The 21,334-nt window shown below is 71.9% G+C and carries 21 protein-coding genes (1 of these 21 only partly in view); 13 read left to right on the forward strand and 8 right to left on the reverse strand.

The genetic code is table 11. From position 1 onward, the window contains the following. Positions 1-220: 220 nt before the first annotated feature. Complete coding sequence (locus ABVN73_RS11720) at positions 221-1,615, reverse strand: ATP-binding protein (RefSeq protein ID WP_353858142.1); 1,395 nt, start codon at positions 1,613-1,615, stop codon at positions 221-223. Between the two features lies 1 nt (position 1,616). Continuing rightward, a complete protein-coding gene (locus ABVN73_RS11725) occupies positions 1,617-2,342 on the reverse strand; it encodes a response regulator (RefSeq protein ID WP_353858143.1) in 726 nt (241 codons plus the stop codon). A 186-nt stretch (positions 2,343-2,528) separates the two neighbouring features. On the opposite strand from ABVN73_RS11725, the gene ABVN73_RS11730 reads away from it, so the two are divergent. Beyond that, positions 2,529-3,077 carry a Spy/CpxP family protein refolding chaperone gene (locus tag ABVN73_RS11730; RefSeq protein ID WP_353858144.1) on the forward strand — a complete coding sequence of 183 codons (549 nt, stop codon included), beginning with the start codon at positions 2,529-2,531 and terminating at the stop codon, positions 3,075-3,077. A 66-nt stretch (positions 3,078-3,143) separates the two neighbouring features. Here the strand turns inward: ABVN73_RS11730 and ABVN73_RS11735 are convergent, their stop codons facing one another. Then, on the reverse strand, positions 3,144-4,166 hold the full coding sequence (locus ABVN73_RS11735) for an NAD(P)/FAD-dependent oxidoreductase (RefSeq protein WP_353858145.1): 1,023 nt from the start codon (positions 4,164-4,166) through the stop codon (positions 3,144-3,146). Between the two features lie 211 nt (positions 4,167-4,377). Between ABVN73_RS11735 and ABVN73_RS11740 the strand changes: the two genes are divergently transcribed. The 9 genes from ABVN73_RS11740 to ABVN73_RS11780 all read left to right on the forward strand — a co-directional run bounded on the left by ABVN73_RS11740 (position 4,378) and on the right by ABVN73_RS11780 (position 15,802). After that, positions 4,378-4,815, forward strand: a complete 438-nt coding sequence (locus tag ABVN73_RS11740) for a hypothetical protein (protein WP_353858146.1) — start codon at positions 4,378-4,380, stop codon at positions 4,813-4,815. 32 nt (positions 4,816-4,847) lie between these two features. Then, the gene (gene tsaE, locus ABVN73_RS11745; RefSeq protein WP_353858147.1) at positions 4,848-5,345 is read left to right on the forward strand and encodes a tRNA (adenosine(37)-N6)-threonylcarbamoyltransferase complex ATPase subunit type 1 TsaE; all 498 of its coding nucleotides are present in this window, start codon (positions 4,848-4,850) and stop codon (positions 5,343-5,345) included. Further along, positions 5,342-6,355 carry a phosphotransferase gene (locus ABVN73_RS11750; RefSeq protein ID WP_353858148.1) on the forward strand — a complete coding sequence of 338 codons (1,014 nt, stop codon included), beginning with the start codon at positions 5,342-5,344 and terminating at the stop codon, positions 6,353-6,355. Before tsaE ends, ABVN73_RS11750 begins: the two co-directional genes overlap by 4 nt. Before the next feature lie 2 nt (positions 6,356-6,357). Continuing rightward, the gene (locus ABVN73_RS11755; RefSeq protein ID WP_353858149.1) at positions 6,358-7,140 is read left to right on the forward strand and encodes a nucleotidyltransferase family protein; all 783 of its coding nucleotides are present in this window, start codon (positions 6,358-6,360) and stop codon (positions 7,138-7,140) included. 174 nt (positions 7,141-7,314) lie between these two features. Beyond that, positions 7,315-10,293, forward strand: a complete 2,979-nt coding sequence (gene addB, locus ABVN73_RS11760) for a double-strand break repair protein AddB (protein WP_353858150.1) — start codon at positions 7,315-7,317, stop codon at positions 10,291-10,293. A 211-nt stretch (positions 10,294-10,504) separates the two neighbouring features. Then, the gene (gene addA, locus ABVN73_RS11765) at positions 10,505-13,975 is read left to right on the forward strand and encodes a double-strand break repair helicase AddA (RefSeq protein WP_353858151.1); all 3,471 of its coding nucleotides are present in this window, start codon (positions 10,505-10,507) and stop codon (positions 13,973-13,975) included. Between the two features lie 211 nt (positions 13,976-14,186). After that, entirely contained in the window at positions 14,187-14,510 is a 324-nt protein-coding gene (trxA, locus tag ABVN73_RS11770; RefSeq protein WP_035669691.1) for a thioredoxin TrxA, read from the forward strand. 92 nt (positions 14,511-14,602) lie between these two features. Further along, positions 14,603-15,499, forward strand: a complete 897-nt coding sequence (gene gcvA / locus ABVN73_RS11775; protein ID WP_353858152.1) for a transcriptional regulator GcvA — start codon at positions 14,603-14,605, stop codon at positions 15,497-15,499. 105 nt (positions 15,500-15,604) lie between these two features. Then, positions 15,605-15,802 carry a DUF1127 domain-containing protein gene (locus tag ABVN73_RS11780; RefSeq protein WP_353858153.1) on the forward strand — a complete coding sequence of 66 codons (198 nt, stop codon included), beginning with the start codon at positions 15,605-15,607 and terminating at the stop codon, positions 15,800-15,802. Between the two features lie 46 nt (positions 15,803-15,848). Here ABVN73_RS11780 and ABVN73_RS11785 read toward each other — a convergent pair whose 3' ends face one another. Both ABVN73_RS11785 and ABVN73_RS11790 read right to left on the reverse strand, forming a co-directional pair. After that, positions 15,849-16,712 carry a fructosamine kinase family protein gene (locus ABVN73_RS11785; protein ID WP_353858154.1) on the reverse strand — a complete coding sequence of 288 codons (864 nt, stop codon included), beginning with the start codon at positions 16,710-16,712 and terminating at the stop codon, positions 15,849-15,851. A gap of 8 nt (positions 16,713-16,720) precedes the next feature. Then, positions 16,721-17,194, reverse strand: coding sequence for a low molecular weight protein-tyrosine-phosphatase (locus ABVN73_RS11790; protein WP_353858155.1), 474 nt, complete (start codon positions 17,192-17,194; stop codon positions 16,721-16,723). 69 nt (positions 17,195-17,263) lie between these two features. Here ABVN73_RS11790 and cobB point away from each other — a divergent pair, with 69 nt between their 5' ends. Together cobB and ABVN73_RS11800 are read left to right on the forward strand one after the other, a co-directional pair. Beyond that, positions 17,264-18,016, forward strand: coding sequence for a Sir2 family NAD+-dependent deacetylase (gene cobB, locus ABVN73_RS11795; RefSeq protein WP_353858156.1), 753 nt, complete (start codon positions 17,264-17,266; stop codon positions 18,014-18,016). Next, positions 18,013-18,612: a uracil-DNA glycosylase family protein gene (locus tag ABVN73_RS11800; protein WP_353858157.1), complete on the forward strand. Its 600-nt coding sequence runs from the start codon at positions 18,013-18,015 to the stop codon at positions 18,610-18,612. Before cobB ends, ABVN73_RS11800 begins: the two co-directional genes overlap by 4 nt. A 1-nt stretch (position 18,613) precedes the next feature. On the opposite strand, the gene ABVN73_RS11805 is transcribed toward ABVN73_RS11800, so the two are convergent. Further along, a complete protein-coding gene (locus ABVN73_RS11805) occupies positions 18,614-19,027 on the reverse strand; it encodes a metallopeptidase family protein (RefSeq protein WP_035669725.1) in 414 nt (137 codons plus the stop codon). Between the two features lie 150 nt (positions 19,028-19,177). Here ABVN73_RS11805 and ABVN73_RS11810 point away from each other — a divergent pair, with 150 nt between their 5' ends. Further along, positions 19,178-19,480 (forward strand): 4a-hydroxytetrahydrobiopterin dehydratase, encoded by a 303-nt coding sequence (locus tag ABVN73_RS11810; protein WP_014238670.1) that lies wholly within the window; start codon positions 19,178-19,180, stop codon positions 19,478-19,480. Positions 19,481-19,501: 21 nt separating this feature from the next. Here the strand turns inward: ABVN73_RS11810 and modD are convergent, their stop codons facing one another. After that, a complete protein-coding gene (modD, locus tag ABVN73_RS11815) occupies positions 19,502-20,329 on the reverse strand; it encodes a ModD protein (protein WP_353858158.1) in 828 nt (275 codons plus the stop codon). Between the two features lie 19 nt (positions 20,330-20,348). Beyond that, positions 20,349-21,334, reverse strand: the 3' portion of a protein-coding gene (locus ABVN73_RS11820) for a magnesium transporter CorA family protein (protein ID WP_353858159.1). Its footprint extends 4 nt past the window's final position; only the last 986 of its 990 coding nucleotides appear in the window; its start codon lies beyond the right edge, outside the window — the gene reads right to left on this strand; it ends in the stop codon at positions 20,349-20,351.

Here is a 21,334-nt window from a genome sequence, read left to right on the forward strand (position 1 = left end):
GATCCTGCACCGATAACCGCCGATGCGCCGCCGATGTTGCGGTGCATTCCGGAGTCTGAACAGAGGCCACGGTTGCCCCCACCCTTCCCATGCTGCGCATGGGCCCCTTCCCTCCCCCGCTTCGCAGGAGAGGGAGCTTATCCCCTCCCCTGCGAAGCGGGGGAGGGTTAGGGTGGAGGCAGAGCTTCCGGAATTGATGCCCAGGCGAGATGCATAAAGCTCACCGCGGCAGGGTCACCGTCACCCGAAGCCCCCCTTCCGGGCGGTTGGAGAGCGCGATGTCGCCGCCATGGCCGCGCACCACCGTGCGGGCGGTGGCCAGCCCCAGCCCCACCCCGCCGGTGTCGCGGGAGCGCGAGCGCTCCAGCCGGTAGAAGGGGGCGAAGACCTTCTCGAACTCGGCCTCCGGGATGCCGGGACCGCCGTCCTCGATCTCCACCCGCAGTTCCCCGTCCGCGGGGCGCAGGCGCACGGTGAAGCCGCCGCCATAGGCGATGGCGTTGTCCATCAGGTTGGCGAAGGCGCGGCGCAGGGCCACCGGGCGCCCGTCCACCGTCGCGTGCGCCGGCCCCTCGTAGGCGGCCTCGTAGCCGGCGTCCACGCGGTCGTCGCACAGGCTCTGCAGCAGGTCGGCGAGGTCGAGCGGGCCGCGCGGCTCGTGGTTGGCGTCGTCGCGGGCGAAGGCCAGCGTGGCGTTGATCATCGCCGCCATCTCGTCGAGGTCGGCGAGCATCTTGCGCTGCATCTCCGGGTCCTCGACCAGCTCGGCGCGCAGGCGCAGGCGGGTCAGCGGCGTGCGCAGGTCGTGGCTCATCGCCGCCAGCATCTGGGTGCGGTCGGCAACGAAGCGGGCCAGACGCGCCTGCATCCGGTTGAAGGCGCGGGTGGCGGCGCGCAGCTCCTGGGGGCCGGCCTCGGGCAGGGGCGGCGCCTCGCCGTCCACGCCCAGCCGCTCCGCCGCGTCGGCGAAGCGCGCGATGGGGGCGGTCATGCGGCGCGCCGTCCAGACCGAGACCAGCGCCACCGCGCCGACGATGCCGGCCATCCACAGCGCGAAGCGCAGCAGCCGGAACGGCCCCTCCAGCGGGTCGCCGCCGACGAAGGTCAGCCAGGACCCGTCCTTCAGCCCCACCGACAGCCGGACGTCGGTGCCCCAGCGGTGCTCGTCCACCGGGAAGGGGCCGGGCATGGGGCGTTCCCGCCGGACCTCGACCACCACGGCGCGGTCGGGATCGTCCAACTCGCCGCGGATGGCGCGGCGCAGCCGGTCGAAGGGAAAGCCCTCGCGCTGGTTGGCGAAGCGCGGCGTCTCGGGATTCCAGTCCACCCGCAGCACGGGGTCGTCGATCGCCTTGACCAGCCGCCGCCGCTCCTGCGGCGGGGTGCTCTCCACGAGCTGGACGATGGCGGTGACGCGCTGGACGAGGACGCGCAGGCTGTGGGCCGGCGGTCCCGGAGGACGGTCGGTCAGATAGACCAGCGCGCTGACCGCCTGGGTGAGCAGCAGCGCCAGCACCACGGTCAGCACCAGCCGCGAGGCGATGCTGTCCGGCAGCCAGCGCCGGGCCACCAGCAGGCGGCTCTTGCGGCCCACCTCCAAGCCAAGATTGCTCATCTCAGGCCCCCGTCACCGCCGGGGTGAACAGATAGCCGCCGCCGCGCACCGTCTTGATCATGGTGGGGTCGGCCGGGTCGGGCTCGATCTTGCGGCGCAGCCGGCTGACCTGCACGTCGATGGAGCGGTCGAAGGGCACCGCCGAGCGGCCGCGCGCCAGATCGAGCAGCTGGTCGCGGGTCAGCACCCGCTGCGGATGCTCCACGAAGGCGACCAGCAGGTCGTATTCCCCGGCGGAGAGCTGCACCAGCACCCCGTCGGGCGAGCGAAGTTCCCGTTTGGCGAGATCGAGCGTCCAGCCCTCGAAGCCCAGCGTCTTGCCCGTGGCGCCGCCGGCCACCGGCGGGCCGGAGGCGCGGCGCAGCACGGCCTTGACGCGGGCCAGCAGCTCGCGCGGGCTGAAGGGTTTCGCCAGATAGTCGTCGGCGCCCATCTCCAGCCCGACGATGCGGTCCGTCTCCTCGCCCATCGCGGTCAGCATGATGACCGGCGTCTGCGCCGTCTCGGGCGTGGCGCGCAGGCGGCGGCACAGGCTCAGCCCGTCCTCCCCCGGCATCATCAGGTCGAGCACGATCAGGTCCACGCGCGCGCTGTCCAGCGTGCGCATCATCTCCACCCCGTCCTTGGCCCCGGTCACGCGGAAGCCGTGCCGCGTCAGGAACTGCGACAGGAGGGTGCGGATTTCGCGGTCGTCGTCGACCACCAGCAGGTGAGGTGTGCGGTCCATGGAACGCATGATCCGACGCGCGGGCGCCGGGGTGAAGAAGAAATGTGTAACGCCACGTTACGGGGGCCCCGGCTGTTACACAGCGTTACCAATTCACGGAAGGCCGGACATCAACCGGATACGTTGCCGGACCATCATCGGGGTCATCGGGAACGCAAGACCCCGTCGATAACAAGGAGCATCCCCATGAAACGCGCTATGATGACCACCGCCGCGCTGGTTCTCGGCCTCGGCCTCGCCGTGCCGGTGTTCGCCCAGCAGCAGCCGGGTCCCGGCGCCGGCCCTGGCCCCGGTCCGGACGGCGGCCGGCATTTCTCCCGGATGTGCGAGGATCAGGACGCCCGGCTGGCCGGCATGCTGGCCTACGCCGAGAAGAAGCTGAACATCACCGACCAGCAGCGCGCCGCCTGGACCAAGTTCGCCGACGCCGCGAAGGCGAGCCAGAAGCCCACCCAGGACCTCTGCGCCAAGTACAAGGACCAGCCGATGCCCGCCGCCGCCCCGGCCCGGCTTGAGCGGATGGAAGCCATGATGTCGGCCCGCCTCGCCCAGCTCCAGCAGGTGCGCCCGGCGGCGACCGACCTCTACGCCCAGCTCACCCCGGACCAGCAGAAGCAGGCCGACCGCTTCCTGAGCCGCGCCGGCCACGGCATGATGGGCGGTGGCATGGGCGGTCCCGGCCCGCGCCATCACGGCCCCGGCCCGGGTCCCGACAAGGGCCCCCGCGGCGGCTGATCCCTTGCCTCCCGTCAGCCGCTGACGGAACGGGCCGCCGGTACTCCCGGCGGCCCGTTTCCGTTTTCACTCGGCGCCGGGGACGCCCTTGGAGGTCGAATATTCGAAGTGCAGCGCCTCGCCCGGATGGACCAGCGGGTGGATGGCGTGGGCCGCCTGCGCCGCCTCGGAGAAGCCGCAGAGGATCAGCTTCAGCTTGCCGGGATAGGTGGCGATGTCGCCGATGGCGTAGACGCCGGGCGCGCTGGTGGCGCAGCCGGGCAGGCTGACGCCGATGTGGCTGCGCTCCAGGTTCAGGCCCCATTCGGCGATCGGCCCCAGATTCATCGACAGGCCGAAGAAGGCGAGCAGCGCGTCGGCCGGCAGGTCCTTCTCCTCGCCGTCCAGCGTGGCGACGCGCACGGCCGACAGCTGGCCGTTCCCGCCGACCAGTCCAGAGAGCTGGTAGGGCACCACCATCTCCACCTTGCCCTCGCGGACCAGGACGTCCATGCGGGCGACGCTTTCCGGGGCGGCGCGGAACTTGGGGCGGCGGTGGACGACGTAGACCTTCTCCGCCACGTCGGCCAGCGACAGCGTCCAATCCACCGCGGAATCGCCGCCGCCGGCGATGACCACGCGCTTGCCGGCGAAGTCCTGCTTGCGGCGGACCATGTAGAAGACCGACGTGCCCTCATACTGCTCCAGCCCCTCCAGCGGCGGGCGGTTCGGGCCGAAGGCGCCGCTGCCGGCGGCGATGATCACCGCCTGGGTGTCGATCCGCGTGCCGATGCTGGTCTCCACCAGCCAGCGCCCCTCGTCCGTCCGGGTCAGCTTCTCGACCTGCTGGCCCAGATGGTAGGTCGGGCTGAAGGGGGCGGCCTGCTCCGCCAGCCGGTCGATCAGGGCGGCGGCCTCGATGGCCGGATGGGCCGGGATGTCGTAGATCGGCTTTTCCGGGTACAGCGCGGTGCACTGCCCGCCCACCATGTCCAGCGCGTCCACCACATGGCATCGCATCTTCAGCATGCCGCATTCGAACACGGCGAAGAGACCGACGGGGCCGGCGCCGACGATGACGACGTCGGTGCGATGGACGGTGTGCGACATGGGACGCGCTGCCTTGTGCAAACGGGGGGAACGATGACGCCTTCAATTGTCCGGTTTCGCGCCCCCGGTCAACCCCGCCCTGCACGGGGAGGGCGGACGGCGCGCGCAAAATGGGTGCGGTCCCGCCGATTTCCTTCTGGGCGTGCGGTCGCGGTGGGGTAGGATTTGGCCGTTTCCACCGTGCCGGAGCGGCCGCAATGAAGGACAGGCGATGAAGGAGCTGCGCTGCCTCGTGTTCACCGACCAGGAGGTCGTGAAGGCCGTGCTCGACCGCCGCCGCCGGATGAAGGAGCCGCTGCCCAGCGGCACGGTCGGCAAGGTCACCTATCGCCCCGGCCAGCCCGGCGGCGGCGGGGTGGAGACGCTGATCCAGGTGACCGGGGACGAGGGCGACGACCGCAGCATGACCCTGCACGAGTCCGAGGTCGCGGCGGCGCTGGTGTCCTACTGCATGGGGCGCAAGATCCCCCTGCCCGTCGAGTCCGACAAGATGCTCCACCTGATCAACGGCGCCCTGACGCTGATGATCACCATGAACTTCAAGAAGCCCCCGCGTCTTGTGGAGGAGCGCATCGAGGCGGCGGAGCCAGCGCCCGGTGCCGCCCCCGCGCCCGGCCCGGTGCCGCGCAAGGCCGCCTCGCGACGTTGATTGCCGCCGTTGATTTGACCGCATCCCGTGACATGATCCAGACCGATTCCCCCAACACACGCGCCGTCGCGCTGCCGAGCGAGGAGGCGACCGCCGCGCTGGCCCGCCGGCTGGCCGCGGCGCTGGCGCCCGGCGACCTCGTGGCCCTGCGCGGCGACCTGGGCGCCGGCAAGTCCGCCCTGTGCCGCGCCCTGATCCGCGCCGTGACCGAGGAGGACGCGGAGGTGCCGTCCCCCACCTTCACGCTGGTGCAGACCTACGACACCGACATCGGTCCGGTCTGGCATTTCGACCTCTACCGCCTGTCCGGCCCCGACGAGGTGACCGAGCTGGGCTGGGACGAGGCCCGCGCCGAGGCCGTCCTGCTGGTGGAATGGCCGGACCGGCTGGGTCCGCTGCTGCCCGCAGACCGCCTCGACGTCGCGATGAGCTTCGCCGGGCCGACCGAGCGCCGCGCCACCCTGACCGGCCACGGCGCCTGGGAATCGCGACTGGACGCACTCGACCTTTCCGCACTGGAGCGCCCGTGACCGACCGCGCGTCGCAGATCGCCGCCTTCCTCGCCCGCCACGGGCTGGAGGGGGCCAAACGCGAGCCGCTGGCCGGCGACGCCTCGGCGCGCCGCTACGAGCGGCTGAGGACGCCGGACGGCGGGACGCTGATCCTGGTCGACACCCCCGCCCCGGCGGAGGATCTGGTGCCCTTCATCGCCATCGGCGCCACCCTGGACCGGCTGGGCTTCTCGGTCCCCGCCATCCTGGCGGCGGAGGTGGAGGCGGGGCTCGCCCTCCAGGAGGATTTCGGCGACGGCACCCTGACCCGCCTGCTGAACGCCGGGGAGGAGCCGCGCCCGCTCTACGAGCTGGCGACCGACGTTCTGATCGAACTGCACCGCCGCTTCCCCGTGGAGGAGGCGGCCTGCCTGGGCCTGCCCCTCTACGACGCGGCCCTGTTCAGGCAGCAGGTGGCGCTGTTCGCCGACGTCTACCTGCCCGCGGCGACGGGAAACCCCCTGTCCGACAAGGCCCGGTCCGACTTCGACGCGGCCTGGACCGCCGTCGTCCCGGAGGCCTGCGCCGGACCGCAGTCGTTGCTTCTGCGCGATTACCATGTGGACAACGTGATGCGGCTGCCGCGGCCCGGCCTGCGGGCGGCGGGGCTGATCGACTACCAGAGCGCCGGGCTCGGCCCCGTCGCCTACGATCTGGTGTCGCTGCTGGAGGACGCCCGCCGCGACCTGCCCGCCGGGCTGGAGGGCGTGCTGCTGGACCGCTACCGCGCCGCCTTCCCGGATCGGGACTGGGACGCCTTCCGCCGCTCCTACGCGGTGCTGGGGGCGATCCGGCACACCCGCATCGTCGCCATCTTCGTGCGTCTGGCGTTGCAGCGCCGACGCGGCTATCTCCTTCACCTGCCGCGCGTCTGGCGGCTTCTGGAAGGCCAGCTCGCCAAGCCCGAACTGGCCCCGGTCGCCGACTGGTTCGCCCGTCATCTGCCGCCGGGTACCCGCGCGGAGCTTGTCGTTCCGGAGCCGGATTGATTATGTCGCCTGTCTCGAAGAAGACCCGTACCAAGAAGACGTCCGCCCCGTCCGCCGCCCCGCAGAAGGCCATGGTGATGGCCGCCGGGCTGGGCCTGCGGATGCGCCCGCTGACCCTGGAGCGCCCGAAGCCCCTGATTCCGGTGATGGGCAAGCCGATGCTCGACCACGCGCTCGACCGGCTGGAGGAGACCGGCGTGACCTCCGCCGTGGTCAACAGCCATTACAAGGGTGAGATGATCGCCGCGCATCTGGCGGGACGCACCGCCCCGGCCATCACGCTGTCGCCGGAGGACACGCTGCTGGAGACCGGCGGCGGCGTGAAGAAGGCGCTGCCGCTGCTGGGCACCGACCCGGTCTATGTGGTCAACGCCGACATCCTGTGGCTCGACGGCCCCTCCCCCACGCTGGCGCGGCTGGCCCGCCACTGGAAGCCGGAGGAGATGGACGCGCTTCTGCTGCTGATGGCGACCACCAAGGCGGTGGGCTACGAGGGGCGCGGCGATTATTACATGGACCCGCTGGGCCGGCTGACCCGGCGCGGCGAGATGGAGATCGCCCCCTTCGTCTACGCCGGCGTCCAGATCGTCAAGCCGGAGCTGTTCGGGCAGGACACGCCCGACGGCGCCTTCTCCACCAACCTCATCTGGGACCGCGCGCAGGAGGCCGGGCGTCTCTTCGGACTCGCCCATGACGGGCTGTGGTTCCACATCGGCACCCCCGACGCGCTGGCCGAGACCGAGGAGATGCTGTCGATGAGCGACGTGTCGGTGGTCACCACCTGACAAGGTTCCGCCAGAGGTTTTTCACCACAAGGACACAAAGGCGCAAGGAACCCTCGAAGGGGCATCAATCCGTGACCAGAGCGGTCGCGGATTTGAGCCTGTCTTTGTGAAAATCTTTGTGTTCTTTGTCCCTTTGTGGTGTCGTTTCCCGACGATTGCACCACCGGGACGACGATGACGAGCAGCGCGGAGCCAAAGGTTTACTCGATTCCCACCGGCGTGTCCTTCGTGGACCAGCTCGCCGCGGGCATCCTGGACCGCGTGGGGAACGACCCGCTGGCGCTGGCCGGGGTGACCGTCCTGCTGCCGACGCGCCGCTCCTGCCGCTCGCTGCGCGAGGCCTTCCTGCGCCGCTCCGGCGGGCAGCCGATGCTGCTGCCGCGGATGAGCCCGCTGGGCGAGCTGGACGCCGCCTCCCTCAGCCTGACCTCGGCGGAGGAGCTGCCCGGCGTGCCGCTGGAGTTGCCCGACCCGATCAGCGGGCTGAAGCGCCAGATGATGCTGGCCCGGCTGATCCTCCAGGCGACCGGCGTGTCGGCCACCACCGCGCAGGCGGTGCGGCTGGGCGCCGACCTGGGGCGGCTGATCGACGCGGTGTGGACGGAGAACGTCGCCTTCGACCGGCTGGCCTCGCTGGTGCCGGAGGATTACGCCCAGCACTGGCAGGTGACGCTGGAGTTCCTGAAGATCGTCACGGAGCACTGGCCGGCCATCCTCGGCGCCAGCGCGCTGACCGATCCGGCGCAGCGCCGCAACCTCGTGCTTCAGACGCAGGCCGCGCTCTGGCGGGCGGAGCCGCCGCAGGGGCTGGTCATCGCCGCCGGCTCCACCGGCTCCATCCCGGCGTCGGCCGACCTGCTGGCGGTGGTCGCCGCCCTGCCGCAGGGCGCCGTCGTGCTGCCCGGCCTCGACCTGGAGGCCGACGAGGCGAGCTGGGACGCCATCCGCGCCGACGAGGCGCACCCGCAGCACGGCCTCGCCCATCTGCTCGACCGGCTGTCGGTCGGCCGCGCCGCCGTCCGCCGCTGGAACGACGCGGAGGAGCCGCGCGCCGCCCGCGCCCGCCTGCTGGCCGAGGCCATGCGCCCCGCCGCCACCACGGAAAGCTGGCGGGAGCTGGAGGGGCTGGACGCCGCGGCCCTGGACGGGCTGACCCGCATCGACGCCCCGACCGCGGAGGAGGAGGCGTCGGTCATCGCCCTCCTGCTGCGCCACGCGCTGGAGACGCCGGGCAAGACGGCGGCGCTGGTCTCCCCCGACCGCAACCTCGCCCGCCGGGTCGCCATGGCGCTGACCCGCTGGGGCATCGCGGTCAACGACTCGGCGGGCCAGCCGCTGGTCCACACCGCCGTCGGCACCTATCTGCGGCTGACCGCCGAGCTGGCCGCCAGCCGCGCCCACCCGCTGGCCCTGCTGGCGCTCGCCAAGCACCCGCTGGCCGCCGGCGGGCACGACCCGGCGGAATTCCGCCGCTCCGCCCGCGCGCTGGAGCGCACCGTGCTGCGCGGCCCCCGCCCGGCGGAGGGCTTCGCCGGGCTGATCGCCGCGCTGAAGGCCGCCGACCGCTTCGACCACCCGGACCAGCAGGCCGCCCTGCTCGGCTGGCTGGAGAATCTCGAAGCGCTCGCCGCCCCCTTCATGGCGGTGCTGTTCAGCGACGCACCGCTCGGCGACCTCGTCCGCGCGCACGTCGCCTTCGCCGAAGCGCTGGCCTCGCGCACCGACTCGCCGGGGTCGGAATTCCTGTGGCGGCAGGACGACGGCGAGGAGGCAGCCACCTTCGTCCATGAGTTGCTGGAGGCGGTGGACGGCTTCCCCGCCGTGCCCGGCAAGGACTATCCGGCGCTGCTCGACGCGCTGATGGCGATGCGCCCGGTGCGCCCGCGCTTCGGCCTGCACCCGCGCCTCTACATCCTCGGCCCGATGGAGGCCCGCCTCCAGCATTTCGACCTGCTGATTCTGGGCGGGCTGAACGAGGGGACGTGGCCGCCCGACCCCGCCGCCGATCCCTGGATGTCGCGCCCGATGCGCCGCGACTTCGGCCTGCCCAGCCCGGAGCGCATGGTCGGCCTGTCCGCCCACGACTTCACCCACGCCTGCGGCGCGGAGGAGGTGGTCCTGACCCGCGCGGAGCGGGTGGACGGCACGCCGACCGTCCCGTCGCGCTGGCTTCTGCGGCTGGAGACGGTGCTGCGCGCGCTGGGGCTGGACGGCCGGATCGAGCTGGCCGGGGAACCCTGGCTGGCCTGGGCGCGCGGGCTGGACGAGCCGGACGCCGTGCGCCCCGTCGCCCCGCCGGAGCCGCGTCCGCCGGTGTCCGCCCGCCCGCGCAAGCTGTCGGTCACCAAGATCGAGAAGTGGATGCGCGACCCCTACGCCATCTATGCCGAGCATGTGCTGCGCCTGCGCAAGCTCGACCCCATCGCCGCCGATCCCGGCGCCGCCGACCGCGGCCAGTTCATCCACGCGGCCCTGGACGCCTTCGTGAAGGCCCATCCCGGCCAGCTGCCCGACGACGCGCTGCACCGGCTGCTGGCGATGGGGCGCGAGTCCTTCGGCCCGCTGCTGCACAGCCATCCCGACGTCTGGGCCTTTTGGTGGCCGCGCTTCGAGCGCATCGCCGAATGGTTCATCGGGCTGGAGCGCGACCGCCGCCGCACCCTGAAGCCGCTCGCCACGGAGGTATCAGGCGAGCTGGCGCTGACCGGCCCCGCCGGCCCCTTCCTGCTGACCGCCAAGGCCGACCGCATCGACTCGGGCGGCGAGGGGCTGGTCCTGATCGACTACAAGACCGGCACCCCGCCCTCGACCCGCGAGATCGAGCTGGGCTTCGCCCCGCAGCTGCCGCTGGAGGCCGCCATGGCCGAGGCCGGCGGCTTCGCCGGGGTGGCCCGGAACCGGGTCGCGGAGCTGGCCTTCTGGCGCCTGTCCGGCGGCGACCCGCCGGGCGAGGAGAAGGCGGTGAAGGGCGACCCGGCGACTCTGGCCGCCGAGGCCCGCGCCGGTCTGGAGGAGCTGATCCGCCATTTCGACGACCCCGCCACCCCCTACCGCTCCTGCCCCCGCCCAGCCATGGCGCCGCGCTACACCGACTACGCCCACCTCGCGCGGGTGCAGGAATGGTCGGCGGGCGGCGATGGGGGTGAGGGGTGATTCGCCGTGGCCCCCTCCCTAACCCTCCCCCGCCTTCGGCGAGGGAAGGGATTTTGCGCGAAGCGGCGGCAGTCCCCTCTCCCGCAAAGCTCTCGCGCAAACCTTTGGTTTGCGCTGACGCGGCAGGCGGACCTTCGGTCCGCCGAGAGCGGGGGAGGGTCAGGGAGGGGGCACCCGCAACCCCCACCGCCCCATACCCCGCGACCTGCCCATGACCGTCCTCGACTTCCCCGTCCGCGACCTGCCGCTCGACCCCAACGTCGCGCAGCGCCTCGCCTCCGACCCGCTGTCGTCGGTCTGGGTGGGCGCCTCCGCCGGGTCCGGCAAGACGAAGGTGCTGACCGACCGCGTGCTGCGGCTGATGCTGTCCGGCACCGCGCCGGCGCGCATCCTCTGCCTGACCTTCACCAAGGCGGCGGCGGCGGAGATGTCCATCCGCATCAACCGCACGCTGGGCATCTGGGCCACCCTGCCCGACGAATCATTGGAGGATCGGCTCGCCGACCTCTGCGGCGAGCGGCCGAGCGCCGAGACGCGCACCATCGCCCGGCGGCTGTTCGCCCAGGTGGTGGATTGCCCCGGCGGCATGAAGATCCAGACCATCCACGCCTTTTGCCAGTCGCTGCTGCGCCGCTTCCCGCTGGAGGCCGGACTCGCCCCGCATTTCGAGGTGATGGACGAGCGCACCGCCGCCGGCCTGCTGACCGAGGCGCGGGACGAGGTTCTGCACGCCGGGCGCGCCGCCCCGGACAGCCCGCTCGGCAAGGCGATGGCCCGCCTGACCGCCGAGCTGAACGCCGAGGAGTTCGCCGGCATCCTGGCCGAGCTGGCCAGCGAGCGCGGGCGCATCCAGCGCCTGTTCGAGAGCTTCCACGGGCTGGACGGCGCGGTGGACGCGGTCCACGAGACGCTGGGCGTGCCGCCGGGCATCACCGAGGCGGCCATCCTGCGCGAGGCCTGCGCCGACCACGCCTTCGACGTTCCGGGGCTGCGCGACGCCTGCCGGGCGCTGTCCACCGGCAGCAAGACCGACGAGGAGCGCGGGGTCGGCATCCAGAGCTGGCTCGACGCCGCGGACAGCCGTGTGCGGGCCTTCCAGATCTACGCCCGCCATTTCCTGACGGCGGAGGGCGGCGCCCGCAAAACGCTGATCACCAAAAAGCCGGCGACCTCCTTCCCCGCCGCCCTCGCGGCGCTGGAGCGTGAGGCGGAGCGGCTCGTTTCGCTGATGAAACGGGTTCGCTCGGCTGGAGTCGCCGCCTCCACCACCGCGCTGCTGACGCTGGCCGAGGCGCTCCTGCACGCCTATGAGGCGAAGAAGAAAGCCAAGGCGCTGCTCGACTACGACGACCTGATCCTGTCGGCCAACGCCCTGCTGCGCGGCAAGGACGGCGTCCCCGCCGTGCCCTGGGTGCTGTTCAAGCTGGACGGCGGGCTGGACCACATCCTGATCGACGAGGCGCAGGACACCAACCCGGAGCAGTGGCAGGTTGTCGGTTCCATCGCCGAGGAGTTCTTCGCCGGCCTCAGCGCCCGCGATGGCGGCGAGACGACGCGCACCGTCTTCGCGGTGGGCGACGAGAAGCAGTCGATCTTCAGCTTCCAGCGCGCCGATCCCGCCGAGTTCGCCCGGATGCGCCGCCATTTCCAGACCCGCGCCAAGGCGGCCGAGCGCGACTGGCACGCGGTGGCGCTGGACATCTCCTTCCGCTCCACCGCCACCGTGCTGCAGACCGTGGACGCGGTGTTCGGGCTGGACGGCGCCAAGGATGGTGTCGCGTCCGAAACGAGCCCAGTGATCCGCCACCGCGCCTTCCGCCGCGGCCATGCCGGTCTGGTCGAGCTGTGGCCCCCGGTGAAGCCGGCGGAGGCCGCCGACCCGCCCGCCTGGGCGCCGCCGGTGGAGCGCGAGGCCGCCGATTCGCCGTCGGCCCGGCTGGCCGCGGTCATCGCCGACACCATCCGCGACTGGACCCAGCGCGGCGAGTCGCTCGAGTCGCGGGGCCGGCCGATCCAGCCCGGCGACGTCATGGTGCTGGTCCGGCGCCGCACCGCCTTCGTGACGGAGCTGGTGCGCGCGCTGAAGGACCGCGCCGTGCCGGTGGCCGGCGTGGACCGCATGGTGCTGACCGAGCAGCTGGCGGTCATGGACCTGATGGCGTTGTGCGAATTCCTGCTGCTGCCGGAGGACGACCTGACGCTGGCCACCGTTCTCAAGGGGCCGCTGATCGGGCTGAGCGAGGACCAGCTGTTCGACCTCGCCCACGGGCGGCGCGGCACGCTGTGGCGGGCGCTGGTGGCGAAGGCGGAGGACGACCCGGCCTACCGCCCGGCCCGCCGCTATCTGGGCGGCCAACTCGCCCGCACCGACTTCCTGGCGCCCTACGAGCTGTTCGCCGGTCTGCTGGCCGCTCCCTGCCCGGCCGATCCGGACGGGTCGGGCCGCCGCGCCCTCCTGAAGCGGCTCGGCCCCGACGCGCAGGACCCGCTGGACGAGTTCCTGGCCGTATGCCTGGCCTTCGAGAAGACCGAGCCGCCCTCGCTGCAGAACTTCCTGGCCTGGCTGGCGGCCAGTGAGGCGGAGATCAAGCGCGAGCTGGAGCAGGGCGGCGGACGCGTACGCATCATGACGGTGCACGGCTCCAAGGGGCTGCAGGCGCCCATCGTCTTCCTGCCCGACACGCTGGGCACGCCGACCCAGAGCCCGCCGATCCTCTGGCCGGACGAGGGCTGCGCCGTGCCGCTGTTCGCCGCCCGCCGCTCGCAGGAGGACGCGCTGTGCGCCGAGGCGCGCGCGCGCGCCAACCGCCGCCGCGACCAGGAGTACAGGCGCCTGCTGTACGTCGCCCTGACCCGCGCGGAGGACCGGCTGTACGTCTGCGGCTACCAGGGCAGGAAGGAGCCGTCGGAGGCCTGCTGGTACAAGCTGGTCGAGGCCGCGATGGGCGAGATCGGCGTGCCGCACCCCTTCGACTTCTCCACCCTCTGTCCGGACGGCTGGAGCGGCGAGGGCTGGCGGCTGGCCGACCCGCAGACCGCCGTTCCCAAGCCGGACGGCGCCGGGGCCGGCCGCGTGCTGACGACGCAGGAAGCCCCGCCCTGGCTGACCGCCGCCGCCCCGGAGGAACCGGAGCCGTCGCGCCCCCTCACCCCCTCCCGCCCGGACGGCGACGAGCCGGCGATGCGCTCGCCGCTGGGCGAGGACGACGGCGCGCGCTTCAAGCGCGGCCTGCTGATCCACCGGCTGATGCAGACCCTGCCCGACCTGCCGCCCGACGCGCGGGAGGCCGCCGCCCGACGCTACCTCGCCCGTCCCGGCCACGAGCTGACGGCGGAGCGCCAGGATGAGATCGCATCCGAAACGATGCGCGTCCTGACCGACCCGCGCTTTTCCCGCCTGTTCGGCCCGAATTCCCGCGCCGAGGTCGAGGTGGTCGGTCTGGTGACCGGGCGCGCCCTGTCGGGCCGGGTCGACCGGCTGGTGATCGAGGACGACGCGGTGTGGATCGTCGACTACAAGACCAACCGCCCGCCGCCGGTCCGGGCGGAGGACGTGCCGCCCGTCTATGTCCGCCAGATGGAAGCCTACCGCGCGGCGCTGCGCGCCATCTACCCGGACAAGGCGGTGCGCTGCGTCCTGCTGTGGACCGACACCCCCGCCCTGATGGAGCTTCCGGAGTGAGGCGCGCGCGATAGTCCACCTTGGGAACTTTTCACCCCCGGCCGCGTTGCACGGGGCGGCGGATTGGGTTGACGAGACCGCATTCGCGCCCCGGCTTGACCGGCGAGGGGGGTCGGTCATACATTTTGCCAAATTCCACCGATGAGGGATGGGTCCGCCGCCGGTGGAAAATCGGCGCGGCGGTGCCCCTGAACCCAGGCATAGAGGTCACATGAGCGATCCCATCAAGGTCACCGACGACAGCTTCGAGCAGGACGTGCTGAAGGCCGACGGTCCGGTCCTGGTCGATTTCTGGGCGGAGTGGTGCGGCCCCTGCAAGATGATTGCTCCCGCGCTCGACGACCTCGCCAAGGAGTATGGCGGCAAGGTCACCGTCGCCAAGCTGAACATCGACGACAACCCCGGCACCCCGACCAAGTACGGCGTGCGCGGCATCCCGACGCTGATGCTGTTCAAGAACGGCAACGTCGCCGCCACCAAGATCGGCGCCCTGCCGAAGACCGCCCTGTTCTCGTGGGTCGACGAGGCTCTCTGAGCCCCGCTTCCCCGGACGATCGAAAAGCCCCGCCCCTCCGGCGGGGCTTTTTGTTTGCGCGGCCTTGCGGCCTGTCGGAGACTGCGCGGGCCATGGCTTACCGTCTGCCGCCCCTCAACACCCTGCGCCTGTTCGAGGCCGCCGGCCGCCACCAGAGCTTCAAGGCGGCGGCGGAGGAATTGCACCTGACCCCCAGCGCGGTCAGCCACGGCATCCAGACGCTGGAGGAATGGCTGGGGGTGGAGCTGTTCCTGCGCGGCAACCGCAGCCTGTCGCTGACCCCCGCCGGCCACGCCTATCTGCCCCGCGTGCGCGACGCGCTGCACGCGCTGGCCCTGGCGACGGAGAGCGTGCCGGGCCGCGCGCCCAGCGGGCGGCTGTCGGTTAGCGCCGCCCCGACCTTCGCCCTGCGCTGGCTGATCCCCCGCCTTCCCGCCTTCCAGGAGCGTCACCCGGCGATCACGGTGGCGCTGGACACCGCCCACCGGGTGGTCGAGTTTCCCCGCGACGGCATCGACGCGGGCATCCGGCTGGGACGCGGCGACTGGCCCGGTCTGGCCGCGCTGAAGCTGATGGAGGAGGACCTCGTCCCGGTGGCCGCCCCCGCCCTGGCGGCGCGCATCGCCTGCCCGGCCGACCTCGCCGCCGTCCCGCTGCTCCACGTCGCCGACGTGTCGGAGGACTGGACCGCCTGGGCCGAGGCCGCGGGTCTGCCGCCGTCGGCGCTGGACGACGGGCTGAGGCGCGGGCTGCGGCTGGACGCGATCCACATGGCGGTGGACGCCGCGGTGCGCGGGCTGGGCGTCATCATCGGGCGGCGCCCGACCGTCGATCCGGAGCTGGAGTCCGGCCGGCTGGTCGAGGTGATGGGGCCGCGCCTGCGCGCGAAAAGCGCCTATTGGCTGGTCACCGCCCAAGACAGCCTGCGCCGCCCGGAGGTCGCCGCCTTCCGCGCCTGGATGCGGGCGGAATTCGTCCAGGGACGGTGACCCGCTTCGGGTGAAATCCGCTCACCCGGCGATGAAAAGGTCCCGTTTGCCGGAGCGGCCAGGGCGGCCCGATGCTGGTGCCCATCGCACCCGCCGGAGGCCACCATGACACTGCACGTCCTCCCCCGCACCGCCCCGTCGCCGGCCCGCCGCCTTCGCGCGCTGCTGGCCTGGATCGCCCGTCTCCGCGAACAGAGCCGCCAGCGCGCCGAACTGCTCTCCCTGTCCGACCACGAGTTGCGGGACATCGGCATCAGCCGCTATGACGCCGTCACCGAGGCGCGCAAGCCGCTCTGGCGCTGATCCTGCGGCGCCGATCCTGCGGCGCCGATCCACGCGGCGCAGGCCCTCACCCCACCAGACGCCGCACCGTCCGCTCCACCGACCCGACGTAGGAGCCGCCGAACAGCCGCGCATGAACCAGCAGCGGGTAGAGGTTGTAGAGGTCCCGCCGCAGCTCGAAGAAGCCCGGACGGAGGGGCCGGATCTCCGCGTAGCGGCGGAAGAAGGCGTCCCCGAAGGTGCCGAACAGCGTGGTGAAGGCCAGTTCGATCTCCGCGTCGGCGTGATGCAGGGCCGGGTCGATGAAGGCCGCCACCCGCCCGTCGCGGGCCAGCACGTTGCCGCCCCACAGGTCGCCATGGATCAGCGAGGGCGGCCCCGGCTCCCCGATCAGCTCCGGCAGGCGGGCGGCCAGCCGCTCCAGACCGGCCATCAGACCGGAGTCGATGCGCCCCTCCTCCAGCGCCTTGCGGCCCATGTGGAGAAGGCGGCTTTCGCGGAAGAAGGCGATCCAGTCCGCCGTCTCGCCGTTCGGCTGGGGCAGCGGACCGATCAGCGTGTCGCGCGGGAAACCGTAACGGTCCGCCGTGACGCCGTGCAGGGCGGCGACCAGCTCCGCCGCGTGCTCCTCGACCGCCGGGGTGATGCCACCGCCGGCGTCGATGCGGTCCATCACCAGCAGCCGGTCGTCGGCGTGATGCACCGCCGGCACCGGCAGGGCGGAGCGTTCGGCCAGATGGCGCAGCATGAAGCCCTCCGGCTCCAGCCCAGCCCCGCTCCCGGAGGCGACCTTCGCCACCAGCCGCCGGCCGTCCGCCAGGGTGACGGCCCACAGCGCCGCGTTGTGCCCGTCGGCCAGCCGGTCGAGCGACCGGACTGGACTGCCCAGCGCCTCCTCCAGACCCATCCGCAGGCCTGGCGCGCCGGTCATGGCCCGCGTCACAGCCGGTCCCGCCGGATGGCCTCCAGCAACCCCTCGGCCCCGGCCTCGCAAAGGTCCAGCACCTCCGTGAAATGCAGCCCCTCGCCGTAGTAGGGGTCGGGCACCTCGCGCTTCGGCGCGTCGGGGGCGTAGTCGAGGAACAGGGCGACCGTCGCCCGGCTGTCCGGCGGGGCCATGCGCCGCAACTGCGCCAGATGCCCGCCGTCCATCGCCAGGATGTAGTCGAAGTCTGCGAAGTCCGCCGCGGTCACCTTGCGGGCGCGCAGATCCGACAGGTCCACCCCGCGGGCCTTGGCGGCGCGCTGGCTGCGCGGGTCGGGCGCCTCCCCCACATGGTAGCTGTGGGTGCCCGCCGAATCGGTGCCGATGCGGTCCGCCAAACCGGCTTGCCGAATCCGGTCGCGGAACACACCTTCCGCGGTGGGCGACCGGCAGATGTTGCCCGTGCACACGAACAGGACCTTGACCATCCCGGCCTCCTCCTCTCTGGTCTCCGCACCCGAGATCTAGCAGCCGTTCTCCGAACCCGCCAGGGCGCCATGACCATCGCCAATACGACCGCCGCCATCGCCGACCATATGAAACCCACGGACTCCATCGTCATCCTGACCGGGGCCGGCATTTCCAAGGAATCCGGCCTGGACACCTTCCGCTGCGCCGACGGCATCTGGGCCAAGGTCGATCTGGAGGATGTCGCCACGCCGGAGGGCTTCGCCCGTGACCCGGCGCTGGTCCACCGCTTCTACAACGACCGGCGGCGCGGCCTGCGCGACCCCGCGGTGCAACCCAACGCCGCCCATCTGGCGCTGGCCGAGCTGGAGCGGCGCTGGAGCGGCGACCTGCTGCTGGTCACCCAGAACATCGACGACCTGCACGAGCGCGCCGGGTCGCACGCGCTGATCCACATGCACGGCGAGCTGAACGCGGTCTTCTGCCGCCACTGCCGCAGCAAGGTGGAGCGCTGGACCGGCGACCTGTCGACGGAGGACGTCTGCCCGTCCTGCGCCCGCAAGGGCGGCATGCGCCCCGACGTGGTGTGGTTCGGCGAGATGCCCTACCAGATGGAACGGATCTACCGGGCGCTGGGCGCCTGCGACCTGTTCGTCTCGATCGGCACCTCCGGCAACGTCTACCCCGCCGCGGGCTTCGTGGCCGAGGCGCGCAACGCCGGCGCCCTGACGGTGGAGCTGAACCTGGAGCCGTCGGCGGGCGCCAGCCTGTTCGCGGACTCCGTCAACGGCCCGGCGACCGAGATCGTCCCGGCCTTCGTGACCGCGTTGCTGAGCCTGTGACCGACACGCTTGAAGACCTGTTCGAGCGGGCCCGCGCCTGCCGGCTGTGCGAAGGGGTGCTGCCGCACGGCTGCCGCCCGGTGCTGCGCGGCAGCCCGTCCGCCCGCCTGCTGATCGTCGGGCAGGCGCCGGGGGCGCGGGTGCACGCCAGCGGCATCCCCTGGAACGACCCGTCCGGCGACCGGCTGCGCCAGTGGCTGGCCATGGACCGCGCGGCCTTCTACGACGAGAGCCGCATCGCCATCGTCCCCATGGGGCTCTGCTACCCCGGCACGGCGCCGAAGGGCGGCGATTACCCGCCGCGTCCGGAATGCGCGCCGCTCTGGCACCCGCCGCTGCGCGCCGCCCTGACCGGGGTGCGGCTGACCCTGCTGATCGGCGGCTACGCGCAGGCCCACTATCTGGGCAACCGCCGCCGGCGGACGATGACCGACACGGTGGCGGCGTGGCGGGACTATCTGCCGGAATTCCTGCCCCTGCCCCACCCGAGTTGGCGCAACACCGCCTGGCTGAAGAAGAACCCCTGGTTCGACGCGGAGCTGGTGCCCGCGCTGCGCCGCCGCGTGGCGGACACCCTGGGCCCCCTGGACGGGTGACTCACCCCTCCATGGCCTCGATGCGCTCCATGTCCTCGTCCGACAGGCCGAAATGGTGGCCGATCTCGTGGATCAGGACGTGGCGGACAATGGCGAACAGGTCCTCGCCCGTCTCGCACCAGTAGTCCAGGATCGGGCGGCGGTAGAGGAAGATCATGTCCGGCCCGCTGCGCAGGTCGGCGACGCTCTGCCGCGTCATATCGACGCCGCGGTAGAGGCCGAGCAGGTCGAAGGGGCTTTCCAGCTCCATCTCGCGCTCGGTCTCCTCGTCGGGGAAGTCCTCGACATGGATCGACAGATTGGCGATCGGGGCCAGGAGTTCCCGCGGAATCGTCTCCAGCGCGTCCTCGGCCATCCGCTCGAGGTCGGGGGTGGAGGGGGGAACAGTGTGGGTGTGTGCCGGTTTGCGCATCATACGGGGGAAGGTAGCGTTGCTTGCCGCCCAGGCCAAGCGGCGCTAAACCGGAAGGCAGACCGGAACACCGATTTGATCCACGATCGGTCCGTGTCCGTTACGCCTTGCACAGGACGACCACGTACAGGCCAACCAACAACGGGGGAAGGAATGTCGGACAAGCTGGTGGGTGCCAAGCGGCAGACCGCGCTGAAGGAACTGCATGGCTGGGCGGAAGTGTTGGAGCGCGACGCGATCCGCAAGACCTACCATTTCCCCGACTTCCCCGCCGCCTGGGGCTTCATGAGTCAGGTCGCCCTGCTGGCGGAGCGGACGAACCACCATCCGGAATGGTTCAACGATATGGGCCGGGTGGAGATCATCCTGTGCACCCGCAGTGCCGACGGCCTGACCCAGGCCGATGTCGATTTCGCCCACCGCGTGGACCAGATCGCCCCGAACCGCGACCGCTGATGTTCACGCGCCCGGAGCGCGTCACGCCGGTTCCAGAACCACCTTCACATCCGCCGGGCGCCCGAAGAAGGGGGCGGTGGTGACCAGCAGCGGGCAGCCGGCGGCGGCGTAGGCCGCCGCGTTGCCCTCCGTCACGCCGCCCGCCGCGGCGACGACCGGCGGGCGCGGCAGGCCGCGCGTCGCCTCGACCACGGCGCGGGCTTCCTCCGGCGTGCGCTTCTCCAGCTGCAGCACGTCGGCCCCGGCCCGGGCGAAGGCGATGGCGTCCGCCACCGTGTCGACCTCGACCACGATTTTCTTTTCCGGCGCCCGGCGGCGCAGATCGGCGAGCCACGCCTCCGGCGGGCCGGACAGGAAGGCGCGGTGCTCGGGGAAGACCAGGATCGTCTCCGACAGGCCCAGCCGGTGCATCACCGCACCGCCGGCCAGCACCGCCTTGACCGACAGGTCCTTGGCGCCGGGAAAGTTCTTGCGGGTGCAGGCCACGGTCACGCCGGGGGCGGCCTCGACGATGCGGCGGGCGCGGGAGGCGATCCCGGAAGCGTATTCGACCAGCGTCTGCGCCACCTTCCAGCCGCGGTGCAGGGCGCCCGCCGGGCCGTGCCCCTCCAGGAAGGGCGCACCGGCCTCCACCGCCGTGCCGCTGGGCCGGACGGCTGTCACCGTGCCGCCGGCCTTCTCGATCAGGCGGGCGGCCTCCTCCGTCCCGGCCAGAACCATGGCGCCGCGCGCCGCGAAGCGGATGCGCGCCGGGGCGGCGGCGATGCCCAATGAGTCGGTGGTCAGGTCGCCGTAGGGAACGTCCTGGGCGAGAAGCGCGTCGAGCGCGGCATCGGACAGGACGATCATCGGCGGTTCCCTTTTTCGGTCAAAGCCACCCGCGGCGGCGGAAGTACCAGAGCGGAACGACGGCCGACAGAACCATCATCAGGATCGCCATGGGATAGCCGAACTCCCAATCCAGCTCGGGCATATAGTGGAAGTTCATGCCATAGGCCGATGCGATCAGCGTCGGCGGCATCAGCGCCACCGACACGACGGAGAAGATCTTGATGATCGCGTTCTGCTCGATGTTGATCAGGCCGAGCGTGGCGTCGAGCAGGAAATTCGCCTCGTGCGCCAGGAAGCCGGCGTGTTCGTTCAGGGACCGCAGGTCGCGCGACAGCGTCTTCAGCGCGGCCTTCTGCTCCTTGGTCAGCCGACCGGCGGCGACGGAGGAGAGGAAGGCGACCAGCCGGTCCAGCCCGGCGAGGCTGTCGCGCACCTTATGCGTCAGGTCGCCGGCCCGCCCGATGCCGCGCAGCACGTCCTGCAGCTCGTCCGGCTTCTTGGAGCTTCCGACCCCCTTGCTGTTCAGCGAGTCGGTGAATATGCGCGCGGACAGGCCGTCGATGCGGGCGCCGATCAGCTCCAACACGTCGGCCACCCGGTCGATCACCGCGTCGAGGATGCCCAGCAGCGCGTCCTCCGCGCTGGCCAGAAGCTCCGGCTGGCGGCTGGTCCGCGCGGCGAAGGTGGCGACGGAGCGCGGCTCGGTGAAGCGCACCGTGATCATGTGCCGGGGGGTGAGGACGAAGGTGACCTCGCCCTGCTCCGGCATCGGCGAATCGGCCCGCGCGATCACCGAGGAGGTGAGGTACACGGCCTCCCCCTCGGTGTAGAGCTGGCTCGACGCCTCGATTTCCTTCATTTCCTCGCGCGTCGGCAGATCGCAGCCGGTGACGGCGCCGACATGCGCGCGCTCCGCCTCGTCGGGACGGAGAAGATCGATCCACACCGTGTTGGGCGGCAGCGGCTCGCCGAGGGCGAGCGGCTGCTCGACCACGCGGCCGCCCACCCGGGCGTGAACCGTGA

The sequence above is a fragment of the Azospirillum formosense genome, from assembly GCF_040500525.1.
Classification (GTDB): domain Bacteria; phylum Pseudomonadota; class Alphaproteobacteria; order Azospirillales; family Azospirillaceae; genus Azospirillum; species Azospirillum formosense_A.

Bases quoted from the DNA above. Each gene is read 5' to 3' on its own strand.
- ABVN73_RS11720 (WP_353858142.1), bottom strand. From the start codon at position 1,615: ATGAGCAATCTTGGCTTGGAGGTGGGCCGCAAGAGCCGCCTGCTGGTG.
- ABVN73_RS11790 (WP_353858155.1), bottom strand. From the start codon at position 17,194: ATGGTCAAGGTCCTGTTCGTGTGCACGGGCAACATCTGCCGGTCGCCC.
- tsaE (WP_353858147.1), top strand. From the start codon at position 4,848: ATGATCCAGACCGATTCCCCCAACACACGCGCCGTCGCGCTGCCGAGC.
- cobB (WP_353858156.1), top strand. From the start codon at position 17,264: ATGACCATCGCCAATACGACCGCCGCCATCGCCGACCATATGAAACCC.
- ABVN73_RS11755 (WP_353858149.1), top strand. From the start codon at position 6,358: ATGTCGCCTGTCTCGAAGAAGACCCGTACCAAGAAGACGTCCGCCCCG.
- addA (WP_353858151.1), top strand. From the start codon at position 10,505: ATGACCGTCCTCGACTTCCCCGTCCGCGACCTGCCGCTCGACCCCAAC.
- addB (WP_353858150.1), top strand. From the start codon at position 7,315: ATGACGAGCAGCGCGGAGCCAAAGGTTTACTCGATTCCCACCGGCGTG.
- ABVN73_RS11805 (WP_035669725.1), bottom strand. From the start codon at position 19,027: ATGATGCGCAAACCGGCACACACCCACACTGTTCCCCCCTCCACCCCC.
- ABVN73_RS11730 (WP_353858144.1), top strand. From the start codon at position 2,529: ATGAAACGCGCTATGATGACCACCGCCGCGCTGGTTCTCGGCCTCGGC.
- trxA (WP_035669691.1), top strand. From the start codon at position 14,187: ATGAGCGATCCCATCAAGGTCACCGACGACAGCTTCGAGCAGGACGTG.
- ABVN73_RS11725 (WP_353858143.1), bottom strand. From the start codon at position 2,342: ATGGACCGCACACCTCACCTGCTGGTGGTCGACGACGACCGCGAAATC.
- ABVN73_RS11785 (WP_353858154.1), bottom strand. From the start codon at position 16,712: ATGACCGGCGCGCCAGGCCTGCGGATGGGTCTGGAGGAGGCGCTGGGC.
- gcvA (WP_353858152.1), top strand. From the start codon at position 14,603: ATGGCTTACCGTCTGCCGCCCCTCAACACCCTGCGCCTGTTCGAGGCC.
- ABVN73_RS11740 (WP_353858146.1), top strand. From the start codon at position 4,378: ATGAAGGAGCTGCGCTGCCTCGTGTTCACCGACCAGGAGGTCGTGAAG.
- ABVN73_RS11735 (WP_353858145.1), bottom strand. From the start codon at position 4,166: ATGTCGCACACCGTCCATCGCACCGACGTCGTCATCGTCGGCGCCGGC.
- ABVN73_RS11780 (WP_353858153.1), top strand. From the start codon at position 15,605: ATGACACTGCACGTCCTCCCCCGCACCGCCCCGTCGCCGGCCCGCCGC.
- modD (WP_353858158.1), bottom strand. From the start codon at position 20,329: ATGATCGTCCTGTCCGATGCCGCGCTCGACGCGCTTCTCGCCCAGGAC.
- ABVN73_RS11810 (WP_014238670.1), top strand. From the start codon at position 19,178: ATGTCGGACAAGCTGGTGGGTGCCAAGCGGCAGACCGCGCTGAAGGAA.